The sequence below is a fragment of the Pseudomonas sp. PSKL.D1 genome, from assembly GCF_028898945.1.
Lineage (GTDB): Bacteria > Pseudomonadota > Gammaproteobacteria > Pseudomonadales > Pseudomonadaceae > Aquipseudomonas.
Window position 1 is genome coordinate 3214638 of record NZ_CP118607.1, and the last position, 14801, is coordinate 3229438.

Consider the following 14801-nt stretch of genomic DNA (forward strand, 5'->3'; position numbering starts at 1 on the left):
AAAGCTCCGTTTTCGGCAGAGAGTTCACAAGATTGGTCCCATTTGCACGACACAGCCGCTGACCATAAAATATTATAGCCAGGTATAATCAGCATTTGGGGGCGGTAGCTCGGCGCTCCAGCTTTTTGCTCTTGTAGCACCGAGTTTACCGCTGGAGAAAAAGCATTTTTAGCGATATTTATTTATTTCATCGCATCTCTTTTCGTCATCTATCGAGGTGTATTTTTCCGCTTTTTGACCGGTGAGCGCCCACTCCTATCAGGGGGAGGGCGCCTGACTCTCTTAGGCTTTCTCGGAAAGCTTATGCTCTAGGTAGTGTATGTTCACACCTCCCTTCGCAAAGCCTTCATCCCGTGTGAGCTGACGGTGCAGTGGGAGGTTTGTCTTAATTCCATCGATCACGATCTCGTCCAGAGCATTTCGCATACGTGCCATCGCCTCCTCACGTGTACTGCCGTGGGTAATCAGTTTGCCGATCAACGAATCGTAATTCGGCGGCACCGTATAGCCGCTGAACAGATGGGAGTCCACCCGCACACCGTTTCCACCCGGGGCATGGAAGAAACTCACCGTTCCTGGGCATGGCATAAAAGTCTCAGGATCTTCGGCATTGATCCGGCACTCCACGGAATGCCCTCGGATGACGACCTGGTCTTGGCGGATCGAGAGGGGATTGCCGTCAGCAATGCTCAGCATCTCTTTCATGATGTCGACGCCCGTCACCATCTCGGTCACAGGATGCTCAACCTGAATACGCGTGTTCATTTCGATGAAGTAAAAACGTCCGTTCTCATATAAGAACTCGAAGGTTCCTGCCCCTCGATAACCGATATCGATGCAAGCTTGGACGCACCGAGCGAGCACGTCGGCCCGTGCTGCTTCGTCAATATGTGGCGCCGGCGCCTCCTCCAGGACTTTTTGATGTCGCCGTTGAAGCGAACAATCACGGTCCCCTAAGTGAATGGCGTTACCTTGGCCATCGGACAAAACCTGCACTTCAACATGGCGCGGATTGGTCAGGAATTTTTCGAGATAGACCTCTGGATTGCCGAAGGCTGCAGCCGCCTCAGTACGAGTAAGCTTTGCGGCTTTGATGAGCTCAGCCTCCTCATAAACAACGCGCATGCCTCGACCGCCGCCGCCTCCGGCGGCTTTAATAATGACGGGGTAGCCTACATCACGAGCGATGGCTAACGCTGTCTCTTCTTCCTCAGGCAATGCACCGGCTGAGCCTGGCACTGTAGGCACTCCGGTTGCTTCCATGGCCTGCTTGGCTGACACCTTGTCGCCCATCAAACGAATAGTGCTGGCCGTTGGGCCGATGAAGATAAAACCAGCGTTTTCAGCCTGCTCAGCGAAATCGGCGTTCTCTGCAAGGAAACCATAGCCGGGGTGGATGGCAGTGGCGCCGGTAAGCTCAGCCGCACTGAGGAGCAGAGGTATGCTCAGGTAGGATTTGTTAGCTGGAGCCGGCCCGATACATATCGCTTCATCGGCCAGCGATATGTGCGCAAGGTCTTTATCTGCCAACGAATACGCCGCAACAGTTCTGATGCCCAACTCTTTACAAGCCCTCAAGATACGGAGGGCAATTTCGCCACGATTGGCGATCAGTACTTTATCAAGCATAGGGAGTAATCCTGCCTCAGACGAAGGTAAACAACGGTTGGCCGTGTTCGACTGGATCTCCGTCCGCGACCAGGATCGACGCGATGACACCCGAAGCATCGGCTTCGATGTGATTCATCATTTTCATCGCCTCTACGATGCACAGAACATCGCCTTTATTGACGCTCTGCCCAACCTCCACAAATGCAGGACTAGTAGGAGAAGCGGAACGATAAAAGGTGCCCACCATCGGAGAGCGATGCGCATTGGTTTCTTCTGTTTGATTCTGTGGGGACGGCCTTGCCTTGGCCGGTAATACGGGCACTGCAGCCGTTGCCTGAGTGGAGGTTGCTTGAGAGGTGGCTCCCATGGCTGGGGTGGTGACTAGATGGCGATGCCGGCGGATCCTTACGGACTCCTCACCCTCTGAGATCTCCAATTCATCAATGCCAGATTGTTCCAGCAGATCGATCAGACTTTTGACTTTACGTATGTCCAACACCAGGGCTCCTTTGAAAGTGATTGCTGGTGGACGTGACCGGGCCCGAGGACTAGGGCTACTTTGTTGGCTTACGTCCCGGCGAATCATTCTAGGGAGACAGGATCAGATTTTTAGCGATATTTTTAGGTCTTGTGCCATCGCTTTTATTCAGCAATCCGCGATGTGAAATGAAAACACTTGGCGCCCCATCAGCTGGCTCGTCCCTGCAAAAGCATCCGGCTGAAGTCGCAACATGCGGCTGCCAATTTCGATATCTCCAAAGTCAGCCCCAGTACGCGATCCGCCCGGTGTAAGGCTGCGTAACGCACGTGAGGCAATCCCGGCTTCGTCTCCACCACGCGGAGCAAGCCCTGATCCAGCAACGGCGTCATACAATCTTTAGGCAAATAGCTAACGCCCAGGCCCGACAACGTGAACCCAAGCTGCGCCACCAGCGAGTTACTGATCAGCGTGCGGGTGATAGTGAGGTTGTGCTGAGCAAACCACCGTTCATAGATGAGGCCGGTACCAGAACTGCCACCTTGCGTCAGCACGGTAAAGTTCGAGATGCTCGATAAGCTGATTGGGCTCGTGTCCCGGTGTAAATGTGGTGCGCACATCCACGCATTTTCTACAGTTTTGAGCGGAGTGCAGACATAGCGCGCATCGTCGAAGACATCAGGAACAATGATCAAATCCAGCTGGTCAGCTTCCAGCTTCCGGAACAGCTCGGTGCTCAGTTCGACCGAGGGTTCGAGTACCAACCGCGGATAAGCTTCGCGGATGCTCTCAGCTAGCGCAGGTAGCCAGGTCAACGCAGTCAACTCAGTAACCCCTAAACGAAAGCGGCGCACAAGGACGTGCTGGGAGCTGATGCGTTCAAGCAGATATTCCCGCTGCCGCAGGAGGTCCGTGGCGTACTCCAGCAATTCGGTACCTTTTTCGGTCAGCCGGGCGGTGCGCTTGGTGCGGTCAAAAATCTGAATATCAAACGCCTCCTCCAACTCATGGATACGTTTCGATATCGCGGACTGTGACATGTTGAGCTTCACTGAGGCGGCTTCAAAGCCCCCCAGCTCTACAATCCAGTACACCGCCTCAAGTTGCTTGAAAGTAATCATTCAAAAATTCCTTTCATGAAAAAAAGAAAAGCAATGAGATGACCGTAGCGTGGGTGACGAATGGGATCAAGCAGTATCAGGAGCTGTCGCCGAAATTGGTCATTTCAGGGCGGCTGAAGAAAAAAAGGAGTAGCTGCATCGATGCCGCTACCCCTGAAGGAAACCGCCCAGTGAATGAGCGCAAGGAGTTAGGACGCTCTTCACTGCTCGGTTTAGGGAACGCAATTACCGAACCTGTGTAGCAGGCTCTGCAGAGACGTGGTTCTGCTGCTTGGACTGCTCCCAGCGTGCAATCACCAATGGAGCAAGCGCGTTGCCCAGCACATTGAGTGCCGTGGTTGGCATGTCCATAAGGCGATAGACGCCTGCGATGAAAGCAATGCCCTCAACCGGCAACCCGGCGCTGGCCAGCGTTGCGGAGAGGATCACGAACATGAACCCAGGAACGCCCGCCGCACCTTTTGACGTGAGCACCATGGTCACCACCAGCATGGCTTGATCTGCCAGGCTGAGGTCGATGCCATAAAGCTGGGCAATGAATAGGGTCCCGATGCCGAGGAACAACGACGCGCCATCAAGGTTGAACGAGTATCCAACCGGCACTACAAAGCTAACCAGATGGCGTGGTGCGCCAAACGTCTCCAGTTTTTGCATCAGTTGGGGTAACACCGCGGCCGAACTGGCACTAGAAAACGCCAACACGAGTTCGTCCTTGATGTGCTTAATCAAGCTGAACAAGTTGACCCCTACACAGCGAGCAATGGCACCGAGCATCAGAAGTGCAAATAGGAAGATCGTGACATACGTCACCAGGATGAGCTTGGCCAGAGGGAGCAAGGAGGTGAAGCCAAAATTGGCCACCGTTACCGCGATCATGCCGAAGACGCCAATGGGCGAGTACGCCATGATCATGCCGGTAACCTTGAACATGGTTTCTGAGACACCGCGCAGGGCAGCCACTACTGGAGCTTTGACAGCATCATCCAGCCGGGCCAGTGCCAATCCAAACATGACGGCAAAGAACAGTACTGACAGCAATTTCCCTTGGGCCATTGCCTCAATCACGTTGTCCGGGATGATGCCAAGGATGATTGCGCCCAAGCCGTGTGACGTGCCAGCCTGAGGTGCGATGGATACTGGTGCAGCATGCATAGCAGTTAGATCAGCACCTGCACCCGGGGTGAAAAGATTCCCGGCCAACAAGCCAAACAAAATGGCAGAGGTGGTAACAGCGAAAAAATAGATGAGGGTCTTGCCCCCGATCCGGCCGAGACCGTGACCTTTGCCATGCCCGGCAATGCCGACAACCATGCAGGCGAAAACCAGAGGGATAACGATCATTTTCATCAGTTTGATGAAAATATCGCCTGCAGGCTGCAACACTGCGCTGATCAACCAAGCTTTGTGTTCAGGAAAACTATTAAGGATCGCCCCTATAGTAATGCCGGCTACGAGGCCGATCATAATTTGCCAAACAAGGGGGATGCGTGCAGCTTTCATTTGGAAGCCCTTTTGTGATTTTTTGAACTAGGCAGTTATGAAAGGTTGCCATCCATGGCTGTTCGTCAGAACAAGGTGTTGCCCATTATTTATCGAAGGCGTTCAATTGCGTCCTTAATTCGACGAAGACCTTCGCTGATCTGATCTGAGTTCGTGGCGAATGACAGGCGGATATACGGCGACATGCCATAAGCGGTACCACTCACAGTCGCCACGCCTACCTCGTTAAGTAGGTAGTTCACGACATCATCGTCCGACTGAATTTTCTCGCCGTCCGGTTTGCGCTTACCGAACAACCCAGAAACGTTCGGGAAGACATAGAACGCTCCCTTCGGCGCCGCACAGGAGAGCTCTGGGATTTCCCCGAGCAGATCCATCATCAATTGACGGCGGGCAGCGTAGATGTCACGCATTTTCTCAACCGGGGCCTGGTCACCTGCAAACGCCGCTACCGCTGCCGCCTGGCTGATCGACGTAGGGCAGGTAGTAGTCTGGGAGATCAATTTAACGATTCCGGCAATCAGTGCCTTCGGACCAGCACCAAAGCCCAGACGCCATCCGGTCATGGCGTAGCCTTTCGATACGCCGTTGAGCACCAGCGTTTGATCTTTCAGATCAGGTGCGACGTTGAGCAGTGACAAGTGACGGCGTTTGCCAAACACGAAGTGCTCATAAATTTCGTCGGAAAGGATCAGCACGTGAGGGTGCAGGCGCAGAACCTCAGCAAGCCCGCTCAGCTCCTGTTCGGTATATACCGCACCGGTAGGGTTGTTTGGCGTATTGAGAACCACCCATTTGGTCTTGGGGGTGATCGCTCGGGCGAGGTCTTCCGGACGCAGTTTGAAACCGTTCGACTCGTCACCGTCAATTATGACTGGAGTAGCCTCGTTCAATGTCGCGATGTCTGGGTAGGAAACCCAGTAGGGCGAATGAACGACTACCTCATCGCCGGCATTCAGCGTGGCCGCAAAGGCGTGGTAGATGATGTGTTTTCCGCCGACACCGACGACAATTTCATCGATGCCGTAAGACAGCTGGTTATCGCGCTGCAATTTCTCGGCGATCGCGCGACGCACCTCTACGGTACCGGCTGCAGCTGTGTAGTGAGTGTCACCATTCTGCATCGCCTCTACTGCGGCCTGGACGATATGGTCCGGTGTCGCGAGATCGGGTTCACCGATGGTGAAGTTGACGATGTCGCGCCCTTGTTTACGCAGTTCAACGACCAATGCGTTGGCGGCGATGCTTGGTGACGGCTTAATGCTGTTCAGGCGATTGGAAAGGAGCATGTTTAAATTCCGATAACGAAGAGAAGACGATTAGAGGTATTTATCCAACCAGCTTTGGGATGGGTTCCCGCTGGCGATTTCCGCTTTCACTTCTTCTTCGATCGCCGCATGGCGAGCAGCCAAGCGCAGCAATTCATCGGCGTGACACTGAGGGAAGTTCACAATTCCGTCTTCATCGCCAACGATGATGTCGCCTGGCTCGATGATCTGGCCGCCAATGCTGACCGGAACATTGATCTCACCTGGTCCCGATTTGTAGGGACCGCAGTGGGTAACATCGCGTGCGTAGCACGGCACGTCCTGGAAGCTGGATACGTCGCGGATCGCGCCGTCGACAATGAATCCCACGCAGCCGCGTGCTTGGGCATAAAGCTTAATCAACTCACCGATGACCGCGTTGTTGGTGTCACCCTGAGCGTCGATGACCAGCACGTGACCAGGCTTGATCAGCGGCAGAGCCTTGTAGATGAAGAGGTTGTCACCTGGACGGGTTTTAACCGTCAGCGCTGTACCTACCAGCTTTCCAGTCGTGTTGTAGCGCTTCAGACCTTTGATGCCGATATGGCGCGACATGTTGTCACTCAAATGCGGAGTCACAACATTGTGGAAGGCTTCTATAACACCGGTCGGTGCTGGCTGAGCAGCGGGTTGGATTCGTTGGCCTGGCAGGAGCATAGCAGTACCTTTTTGATGAGTTTTAGTGGAACCCGGGCTCATCATAGGCACGTAAAAAAATCTTTTTTAGCGATATTAATTTAAGTTATTAGATCTCTTTTAGTAATGAATTATTGCCGCCCCGGCAAACAGCATTCATCTCCTATCGTTTTGTACTCCATCAAACCGTCGATAAGAAATCAGCTGCTACATCCCAATCCTGCGAGACCATATTCCGATCACCTGCACGCTGGGCTCTTCACAAAGAATCTTTCAAAAGCGCTGAAGCTGGCAAATCAGATTGAAGCTGGCGGCGTCATGATCAACGACTCCTCTGACTATCGATTTGATGCGATGCCATTCGGCGGATTAAAATACGGTAGTCTAGGCCGCGAAGGTGTTCGCTTCGCCTACGAAGACATAACTCAGCCAAAAGTTGTGTGCATTAATTATGCTTGGCGAGCGTAGCATCTAAGACATACTGTCGATTTTACATCGAGCAAAAGGTGTCGCCACACTCACTTCCGATGTTTTTTATTCGTCATTCCCTCGTTAAGCCACAAAGAATTACTGAAAATATTCAGAAGCAAGGAAATGAACCATTTTGGAGCATGCTGGCAAGAATCTTGAGGAGCGGCTCTGTTAGAATCTTGTGATTTGGTCACCCTTGGTACATGCTCCCTATTCGCTTTCGGCTAAATCCGAAAACGATCTTTTTTTTGCGTAGGGACTAAAACAGCCCCTAGCTATATATAAGCGCCCATCGCTATTCTCCTGATAGAGAATTAGATTTGAATTTTGGCGTTTGACTGCTAAAACCAGCTATTAACCGGATCGCTGCGCAGTGGCAAACGGGCGGAAACAATCATAAGCTTGGTCCAATCAGCGCCCATGGATTGGCACGTTTTGTATCCCTTAACCAAGGATGTACTGACACGGATTACTCCGCTGTAGGCTAGTGAAATCGGACCACAGCTTCCGGATAAGTGCAAACCGGACTGACTTACGCAAGGTAAGTTGGATGTACGCTGACCAACCGTCACCAGTCCCCAGTCACGACATCTGCTGACAACTTATCCTATCGCCAAAAGGTGCCGCAGGATTGATGAAACACGCAGTCGACTGCACATCGCGTCAACCGATGTAGGTCATCAACTGCTCAAGACTCTATTGGATACGAGTGCGCTGAATAACCTTCGACCTCTACACCACTGCGGGATAAGGCCTGACGCATGATACGCGACACGCTGTTGACATTGAGTTGATGGGCACTGATATGCCGCCAGCGATCGATACCGCGGATCAATGGGCCCTGCTCGATACCACTGAGCTATAAGTACTGTTCTGTAGCCTTGTATCGCACGCCGGCGTTTAAGAGCCGGAATGGTCAGATTACGCCCCCGATTGCCGCGGTCGGTCTTGCTGCTCGGCAGAAACAACTGCTTTCCTTCGCCCACCTCGATCTGCACGTGCTCGGCCTCTTTCTGGTAGGAAAATAGAACGAAAAGCCTGTCGGTCAAAGTGCGCTTGGGGGGGGCGAAATGATGGCAATTATCAGTCGCGTCAAAATCTGTCGTGATCAGTTCTCTTCAGCCGAACCAAACGTCTATTTCACAGTCACTATTTTCGGATCCCAAAAGCCCCTTGGATGCCGGCTCGCTCGACAGAGGCTACAGCCACCGCCTGCGAAATCAGGACAATTTCAGCAGGAGGCTGATGCCATGGACTCGATCAAGAGCTGCTATCACCCCATCGATGCCGCAATTCTCTGGTGCAACCTCGCCGACCACCGGAGAAAGCTGCTGGAGCGCATCTGGCAATACACGGCGCTCTCCGAGCCTCAGTTCGATCAGCTCTACCTCGAGCCGATACGTCGTTACGCCAGCTATGTTCAGCAACTCCCCGCCAGCGAAAGCCACCACCATGCCTATCCCGGCGGCATGCTGGACCATGGACTAGAGCTGATGGCCTGCAGCCTGAAGTTGCGCCAGTTGTACCTGCTACCCAGCGGCGCCGCACCGGAAGATCAGGCCGCGCAAGCGGACGCCTGGAGCGCGGTGATTGCCTACGGCGCCTTGCTCCACGACATTGGTAAGATTGCCGTCGACCTGCAGGTCGAGTATCAGAATGGCGAGGTATGGCACCCCTGGCACGGCCTTTTAAATCAGCCCTATCGCTTTCGCTACGGCGCCGGCCGCGACTATAAGCTACACGGCGCCGCTGCGGGGCTGCTTTACACCCAGATCTTGATGCCCCGCCAGCTCGACTGGTTGAGCAGCTATCCGATCTTGTGGAGCCAGCTGCTCTTCCTGCTGGCCAACCACTACGAGCATGCCGGTACCCTCGGGGAACTGGTGCTACAAGCGGACCGCATATCCACCGCGCAGAACATCGGTGCCAATCCCACCAAGGCCTTGCAGGCGCCCAAACACTCGCTGCAGCATCATCTGCTCATGGGCCTGCAACACCTGGTCAAGAACGAGTTCAAGCTCAACCAGCCCGGCGCAGCCGGTTGGCTCACCGAGGATTATCTCTGGCTGGTCAGCAAGGTCGCCACCGACAAACTACGCGCTTACCTGCTCGCTCAAGCGGTTGACGGCATCCCCACCTCCAACATCGCCTTGTTCGATGAGCTGCAATCACATGGATTGGTGGACGCGACACCTGAAGGTAAAGCGGTATGGAATGCCAACGTAATAGACGATGACTGGCAACATCGCTTTACTTTTCTCCGCCTGCAACCGAGCCTGATATGGGCCGATGCCCCTCGGCCAGACTGCTTTAAAGGAACGGTTGAGCCAATGATGGAACATCCTCTGCCGGCCGGTGAGACCTGCGAGTCGGCTTTGGATCGACCGAAACCAACGCCGGAAAAAAAACAGCCCGTATCCGAGCACCAGAACCAGAATTTTGACTATCTCGACGATTTGATGGTCATGCTGCAAGAGCCGAGCGAGCTCGAAACTGGACCAAGCGCGGGAAACCTGCAATCCACCATTGAGCCACCCAAAGATGCGGAGGGGCTGGCCTTCCTCGAATGGCTCCGCGAAGGAGTTCTCAAACATCGCTTGGTGGTCAACGACAGCAAGGCCAAGGTTCATACCGTAGACGGCACTTTTTTCCTAGTCACCCCGGGCATTTTCCAACGCTACGCTGCCGAACACCCCGAGTTAGCCGAAGCAGACCTTCAAAGCGACGCCTGGCGACGAATCCAACGTCACTTTGAAAAGCTGGATGCTCATCTGAAAAAGCCCAATAGGCAGAATATTTGGACTTGCAAGGTTAGAGGTCCTCGCAAAACAAGCTTATTAAATGGCTACCTCCTGCGAGAGAAAGCAGCCATATCTCGAGAGCCACCAGCGGACAACCCATTCCTCACATTGATCAAATAAAGCACCGGTGGAACCTCAAGTGCCCAGGGTTTGAACAATTCATACCCTGAACACATCAACCTAATCTTCCCCGCGATGACGAATAGCCTTCTCGATCCGCAAGCGGCCAGCGTGTGCGAGCTTCATAACACCGGCCTCTCTAGCAACAGCGTGGATCAAGGCCTCAGCCTCGTGCCCCTTGGTCTCCATTTCACCCACAAGTGCGGCCAATTCCTGCAAGCAGATTTCTACAAGGCTGCGTACAGAGTCATCGTCACCAGGACGACGGAATACGACCGCCGAATCTGATTGGAGGCTGGCAGGCCAGAAGAACGTGCCCAGTTGTTCCTCCTCATGTGCCCTGAAATGAGCATGCGCAAGCTGATCGACACGATCTCGTATCCGCGCTCCTGTACGCACCCAGCCATGCGCTCGGGCGATGCGCCGAGCCAAGACACTGTCCAATACGGGGCCTTCTTCATTCACGACATGAGCGATCATGCTCTGTAGAACCGGTGTGTAGGCGGCCTCAAAGAACTGCTCGGGGTTTACGCCCTGTACTGCTTGAGCAGGATCTGTCTCTCGATAAATTGGATAGTCCATCGGTTCGTAGGCTACGTACTCCGGAACGGCGTCAACAGTGGCCACCTTCGCGTACTTCTGCTCTTGGAAGGCACCTGCCGGATCATTGGCGACAGGCATGCCCTCCTCGCCTGTTACCACTTGGGTGACCTGCTCGACCACCTCGATCACCTCCGCGACTGCGACGTCAGCTTTGAGCCGATACACCTCCTCAGCAGCATCGATTTCAGCCTGTCTCGCTCGTGATGTTGTGAGCAACGCTGAGAGCTTCTGATGAACCTTCTCGGCTGTGTTGGCAGCATCAATCCACCAATCAGTCGACCAGATTCTGACGATCTCCCAGCCCAGACCGCGCAGTACAAACTCACGAAGCTTGTCGCGGTCGCGTGCAGTGGCGCTACGATGGTAGGTTGCACCGTCGCACTCCACGCCGGCGAGGAATCGACCAGGGGCATCGGGATGCACGATGCCTAGATCAATGCGGAACGACGATACGCCGATTTGGGTAACGACGTGCCAGCCTTTCTTGGAGAGCTCAGCCGCCAAGCCAACCGCGTACGCCTCATCTCGGACTTTACGCCAGGCGCACCAAGCTCTCAGGCGAGGCTCGGATGTGACCATCAGCTCACAGTTCTGCTTGAGCTGTTCGAGCGACAATTCGGAATTCGCCGCTATTACCCTTCGCGACAAACTGAAACAAGTTGAAGTGCGATCAGCTCACTTGACGGCCGTGGGCCAGTTTACTGAGAAAACCGTACCCTCACTATGGGTTGAACGAGGCGCGCGCCCGCGCCGACACTCACAGAGCATTAATTCGTGAGGGTATCGACCCTCTGACACACAAGGCTGATGCACTCCAGCAGCCTGAGGCTGCGCGGGTTGCTCGGGAAATGAATCTTGAAAACACCTTCCGCGCTTGTGCAATGGACTACATCGAAGCCCATAGAGCTGGCTGGAAAAACGCAAAACACGCGCAACAGTGGGTCAACACACTCACTACTTATGCATTCCCCTTTATCGGAGAAAAGCCAGTCGACGAAGTTGGAACAGACGATATCTTGAAGATTCTGAATCCAATATGGACCGCTAAGCCTGAGACAGCGGCCAGGGTCAGAAACCGGCTAGAGCTTGTTCTCGATGCAGCCAAAGCACGCCGGCTGCGCACGGGTGAAAACTCCGCTCGTTGGCGAGGTCACTTGGACAAGCTTCTACCTAGAAGAAGGCTGGCAGACCGTGGTAATCATCCCGCTCTACCCTGGGAGCAATGCCAGCCTTTAAGGCAGAACTTGAGCATTCCACGGACCTTAGTTCAATTGCGGTGAAGTTAACCGTGCTAAGTGCTCTGCGCACAAGCGAGGTGATAGGTGGGTGCTGGGAAGAGATTGATCTGGACGAAGAGATTTGGACTATACCGGCTGTTCGAATGAAAGCCGGGCGCCAGCATAGAGTATCACTATCCAAAGCCGCCCTTCACACGCTCAGGTGTCTAAAGGCAGAACGCAAAAGCGGATTGATTTTCCCAGGTAGGAGCATTGGTCGACCGCTCTCGAACATGGCAATGCTACAAAAAATACGCGGTATGGATGAGAAGTCCTTAGCCAACAACGGATCCGGCTGGCGCAATGAAGTTGGTGAAGTCATCACCATGCATGGCTTTTGATCAAGCTTCAGAGACTGGGCCGCCGAGACGACTAACTTCGCCAACATCGTCCCTGAGATGGCATTGGCGCATAAAATCAGCAATGCGACTGAAGCAGCATATCGAAGAGGTGACCTGCTGGAAAAGCGGAAACAACTAATGGAGGAATGGGCTTGTTATGCACTGTCAGGTGCAAAACAACCTGACAGTGCATAGGTGCTGATTCATATGAATTTTAGTAGGGAAACGAGGCTCGCATCGGTCCTACAAGCTGCTGAAAAAAGGGTTTTCAGCTACCCCTGAAACAGGGATAGACTTATTTGCTGTGGGTAGTCTTTCAAAGATGCCCGTCCGGATAAAATTCAAGCCTTATACAACTGTCTGAAATGGTGCAGCAGTGGTTCGGTATAACCGTTCGGTTGGCGCGTCCCCTCGAACACAAGCGAGCGGGCGGCAGCGAATGCCAGAGAGGCGTCGTAGTCCGCCGACATTGACCGATACAGCGGATCGCTGGCGTTCTGTTCATCCACAACGACAGCCATGCGTTTCAACGCCGACATCACCTGCGCCTGGTCGACCACGCCATGGTGCAGCCAGTTGGCCATGTGCTGGCTGGAAATCCGCAACGTGGCGCGGTCCTCCATCAAGCCGATGTCATGGATATCCGGCACTTTGGAGCACCCGATGCCCTGGTCAACCCAGCGCACCACATAGCCCAGCAAGCCCTGTGCGTTGTTGTCCAGTTCCTCGGCAATCGCCTCTGGCGACCAGACACTGGCGTCACCCAGAGGGATTTCCAGCAGTTCGTCCTGCAGCCGCAATGATTCCGTGGCATCTGCCTGCTCCAAAATCCCGGCTTGCACCGCAGCAACGTCCACCTGGTGATAGTGCATGGCATGCAGGGTGGCCGCCGTCGGTGAAGGCACCCAGGCGGTGGTTGCGCCAGCTTGCGGGTGGACGACCTTCTGTTCAACCATCGCGTGCATCAGATCGGGCATTGCCCACATGCCTTTGCCGATCTGGGCACGGCCCTGCAGTTGGCACTCAAGGCCGACCAGCACGTTGTTGCGCTCATAGGCTTTGAGCCAACGGCTGGCCTTCATGTCGCCCTTGCGCAGCATCGGGCCGGCTTCCATCAGCGTATGCATTTCATCGCCAGTGCGGTCGAGGAAGCCGGTATTGATGAACACCAGACGCTCAGTGGCCTGGGCAATGCAGGCCTTGAGGTTGAGCGTGGTGCGCCGCTCTTCGTCCATGATGCCCATTTTCAGGGTGTTGACCGGCATACCCAGCATCGCTTCGACGCGGCCGAACAACTGGGTGGTGAAGGCCACTTCCTCAGGGCCGTGCATCTTCGGCTTGACGATATAGACGCTGCCAAGGCGGGAATTGCGACGGTGCTCCAGGTCATGCATCGCCGCCAAACTGGTGATGACGGCGTCGACAATGCCTTCAGGCACTTCCTGGCCATCGCTGTCGAGCAGCGCAGGCGTCGTCATCAGGTGGCCGACATTGCGCACCAGCATCAATGCGCAACCGGGCAACGACAAGGTGCTGCCGTCGGCACGCAACCAGTGGCGCGCCGGGTTCAACCGGCGAATGACGGTGCGGCCGTCTTTTTCCAGGGTTTCACTCAGGTCCCCTCTCATCAACCCCAGCCAGTTGCGGTAAACCGAGACCTTGTCGGTGGCGTCCACGGCGGCAACGGAATCTTCACAGTCCATGATGGTGGTCAGGGCGGCCTCCAGCACCACATCCTTGATGTACGCGGCATCCTGGCGGCCGATGGCGGTGGTGCCGTCGATGTGAATCTCAATGTGCAGGCCATGGTTGACCAGCAAAACCGCGCTCGGCGCGCTGGCCTCGCCTTGCAGGCCCACCCACTGCTGAGGGTTTGCAAGGCCCGTGGTCACGCCGCTAGCCAGGGTAACGCGCAACTGACCGTCTGCGACACGATAGCACGTGGCATCGGCATGGCTGCCCGAGGCCAGCGGCACGCTGCTGTCAAGAAACGCGCGGGCAAACGCCACGACTTGTTGGGCGCGAGCCGGGTTGAAGCCCGATTGCCTGGCCGCCGGGCCTTCATCGGGGATTACGTCCGTGCCGTACAGCGCGTCATACAACGAGCCCCATCGGGCGTTCGCGGCGTTCAGCGCATAGCGGGCATTCATCACCGGCACGACCAGTTGCGGGCCAGCCAGGGTCGCGATTTCACGGTCGACATTGGCAGTGCGTACCGCAACCGCTGCGCGCACCGGCTGCAGGTAGCCGATGGATTGCAGGAAGGTTCTGTACGCCGCCTTGTCGCGCAATGGGCCCGGGTGGGCACGGTGCCAGGCATCCACCTTGGCCTGCAGCAGTTCGCGCTTGTCCAGCAGGCCGCGATTGAGCGGTGCGAGGTCGTGCACCAGGTGGTCGAATGCGCTCCAGAAGTGGCTGCTCTGTACACCGGTGCCCGGCAGCAGGTCGTCCTCGATGAACTGCAGCAACTGTGGGGCGACGGTCAAACGGCCTTTACGCATAAAATCGCTCATGACGCTCCTCGCTTCCGCCCTT

The 14801-nt window shown here is 55.0% G+C and carries 11 protein-coding genes and 1 pseudogene; 4 read left to right on the plus strand and 8 right to left on the minus strand.

Annotated elements, in window-relative coordinates:
* Positions 1 to 282: 282 nt before the first annotated feature.
* From accC to PVV54_RS14315, 6 genes are all read right to left on the minus strand, one after another.
* Positions 283 to 1629, minus strand: a complete 1347-nt coding sequence (accC, locus tag PVV54_RS14290) for an acetyl-CoA carboxylase biotin carboxylase subunit (RefSeq protein WP_274905874.1) — start codon at positions 1627 to 1629, stop codon at positions 283 to 285.
* A gap of 16 nt (positions 1630 to 1645) precedes the next feature.
* Positions 1646 to 2107, minus strand: coding sequence for an acetyl-CoA carboxylase biotin carboxyl carrier protein (gene accB / locus PVV54_RS14295; protein WP_274905875.1), 462 nt, complete (start codon positions 2105 to 2107; stop codon positions 1646 to 1648).
* A 191-nt stretch (positions 2108 to 2298) separates the two neighbouring features.
* A complete protein-coding gene (locus tag PVV54_RS14300; RefSeq protein ID WP_274905876.1) occupies positions 2299 to 3210 on the minus strand; it encodes a LysR family transcriptional regulator in 912 nt (303 codons plus the stop codon).
* Positions 3211 to 3435: 225 nt separating this feature from the next.
* A complete protein-coding gene (locus tag PVV54_RS14305; RefSeq protein ID WP_274905877.1) occupies positions 3436 to 4710 on the minus strand; it encodes a cation:dicarboxylate symporter family transporter in 1275 nt (424 codons plus the stop codon).
* 89 nt (positions 4711 to 4799) lie between these two features.
* Positions 4800 to 5999, minus strand: a complete 1200-nt coding sequence (locus PVV54_RS14310; protein ID WP_274905878.1) for a pyridoxal phosphate-dependent aminotransferase — start codon at positions 5997 to 5999, stop codon at positions 4800 to 4802.
* 30 nt (positions 6000 to 6029) lie between these two features.
* Complete coding sequence (locus tag PVV54_RS14315) at positions 6030 to 6674, minus strand: RraA family protein (RefSeq protein ID WP_274905879.1); 645 nt, start codon at positions 6672 to 6674, stop codon at positions 6030 to 6032.
* 210 nt (positions 6675 to 6884) lie between these two features.
* Here PVV54_RS14315 and PVV54_RS14320 point away from each other — a divergent pair.
* Together PVV54_RS14320 and mobH are read left to right on the plus strand one after the other, a co-directional pair.
* A pseudogene (locus tag PVV54_RS14320) lies at positions 6885 to 7121 on the plus strand (aldehyde dehydrogenase family protein); the annotation flags it as partial.
* A 1253-nt stretch (positions 7122 to 8374) separates the two neighbouring features.
* Positions 8375 to 10045: a MobH family relaxase gene (gene mobH / locus PVV54_RS14325; protein ID WP_274905880.1), complete on the plus strand. Its 1671-nt coding sequence runs from the start codon at positions 8375 to 8377 to the stop codon at positions 10043 to 10045.
* A 60-nt stretch (positions 10046 to 10105) separates the two neighbouring features.
* On the opposite strand, the gene PVV54_RS14330 is transcribed toward mobH, so the two are convergent.
* The gene (locus tag PVV54_RS14330) at positions 10106 to 11263 is read right to left on the minus strand and encodes a DUF3320 domain-containing protein (RefSeq protein ID WP_274905881.1); all 1158 of its coding nucleotides are present in this window, start codon (positions 11261 to 11263) and stop codon (positions 10106 to 10108) included.
* 266 nt (positions 11264 to 11529) lie between these two features.
* Between PVV54_RS14330 and PVV54_RS26620 the strand changes: the two genes are divergently transcribed.
* The gene (locus PVV54_RS26620) at positions 11530 to 11928 is read left to right on the plus strand and encodes a phage integrase central domain-containing protein (protein ID WP_446731466.1); all 399 of its coding nucleotides are present in this window, start codon (positions 11530 to 11532) and stop codon (positions 11926 to 11928) included.
* On the plus strand, positions 11871 to 12266 hold the full coding sequence (locus PVV54_RS14335) for a tyrosine-type recombinase/integrase (protein WP_274905882.1): 396 nt from the start codon (positions 11871 to 11873) through the stop codon (positions 12264 to 12266). The genes PVV54_RS26620 and PVV54_RS14335 overlap by 58 nt, the downstream gene beginning before the upstream one ends.
* A gap of 341 nt (positions 12267 to 12607) precedes the next feature.
* On the opposite strand, the gene PVV54_RS14340 is transcribed toward PVV54_RS14335, so the two are convergent.
* Positions 12608 to 14779: a malate synthase G gene (locus tag PVV54_RS14340; protein WP_274905883.1), complete on the minus strand. Its 2172-nt coding sequence runs from the start codon at positions 14777 to 14779 to the stop codon at positions 12608 to 12610.
* Positions 14780 to 14801: the final 22 nt, after the last annotated feature.

Bases quoted from the DNA above. Each gene is read 5' to 3' on its own strand.
- accC (WP_274905874.1), bottom strand. From the start codon at position 1,629: ATGCTTGATAAAGTACTGATCGCCAATCGTGGCGAAATTGCCCTCCGT.
- PVV54_RS14300 (WP_274905876.1), bottom strand. From the start codon at position 3,210: ATGATTACTTTCAAGCAACTTGAGGCGGTGTACTGGATTGTAGAGCTG.
- PVV54_RS14305 (WP_274905877.1), bottom strand. From the start codon at position 4,710: ATGAAAGCTGCACGCATCCCCCTTGTTTGGCAAATTATGATCGGCCTC.
- PVV54_RS14310 (WP_274905878.1), bottom strand. From the start codon at position 5,999: ATGCTCCTTTCCAATCGCCTGAACAGCATTAAGCCGTCACCAAGCATC.
- PVV54_RS14315 (WP_274905879.1), bottom strand. From the start codon at position 6,674: ATGCTCCTGCCAGGCCAACGAATCCAACCCGCTGCTCAGCCAGCACCG.
- mobH (WP_274905880.1), top strand. From the start codon at position 8,375: ATGGACTCGATCAAGAGCTGCTATCACCCCATCGATGCCGCAATTCTC.
- PVV54_RS26620 (WP_446731466.1), top strand. From the start codon at position 11,530: ATGGACTACATCGAAGCCCATAGAGCTGGCTGGAAAAACGCAAAACAC.
- PVV54_RS14335 (WP_274905882.1), top strand. From the start codon at position 11,871: ATGCCAGCCTTTAAGGCAGAACTTGAGCATTCCACGGACCTTAGTTCA.
- PVV54_RS14340 (WP_274905883.1), bottom strand. From the start codon at position 14,779: ATGAGCGATTTTATGCGTAAAGGCCGTTTGACCGTCGCCCCACAGTTG.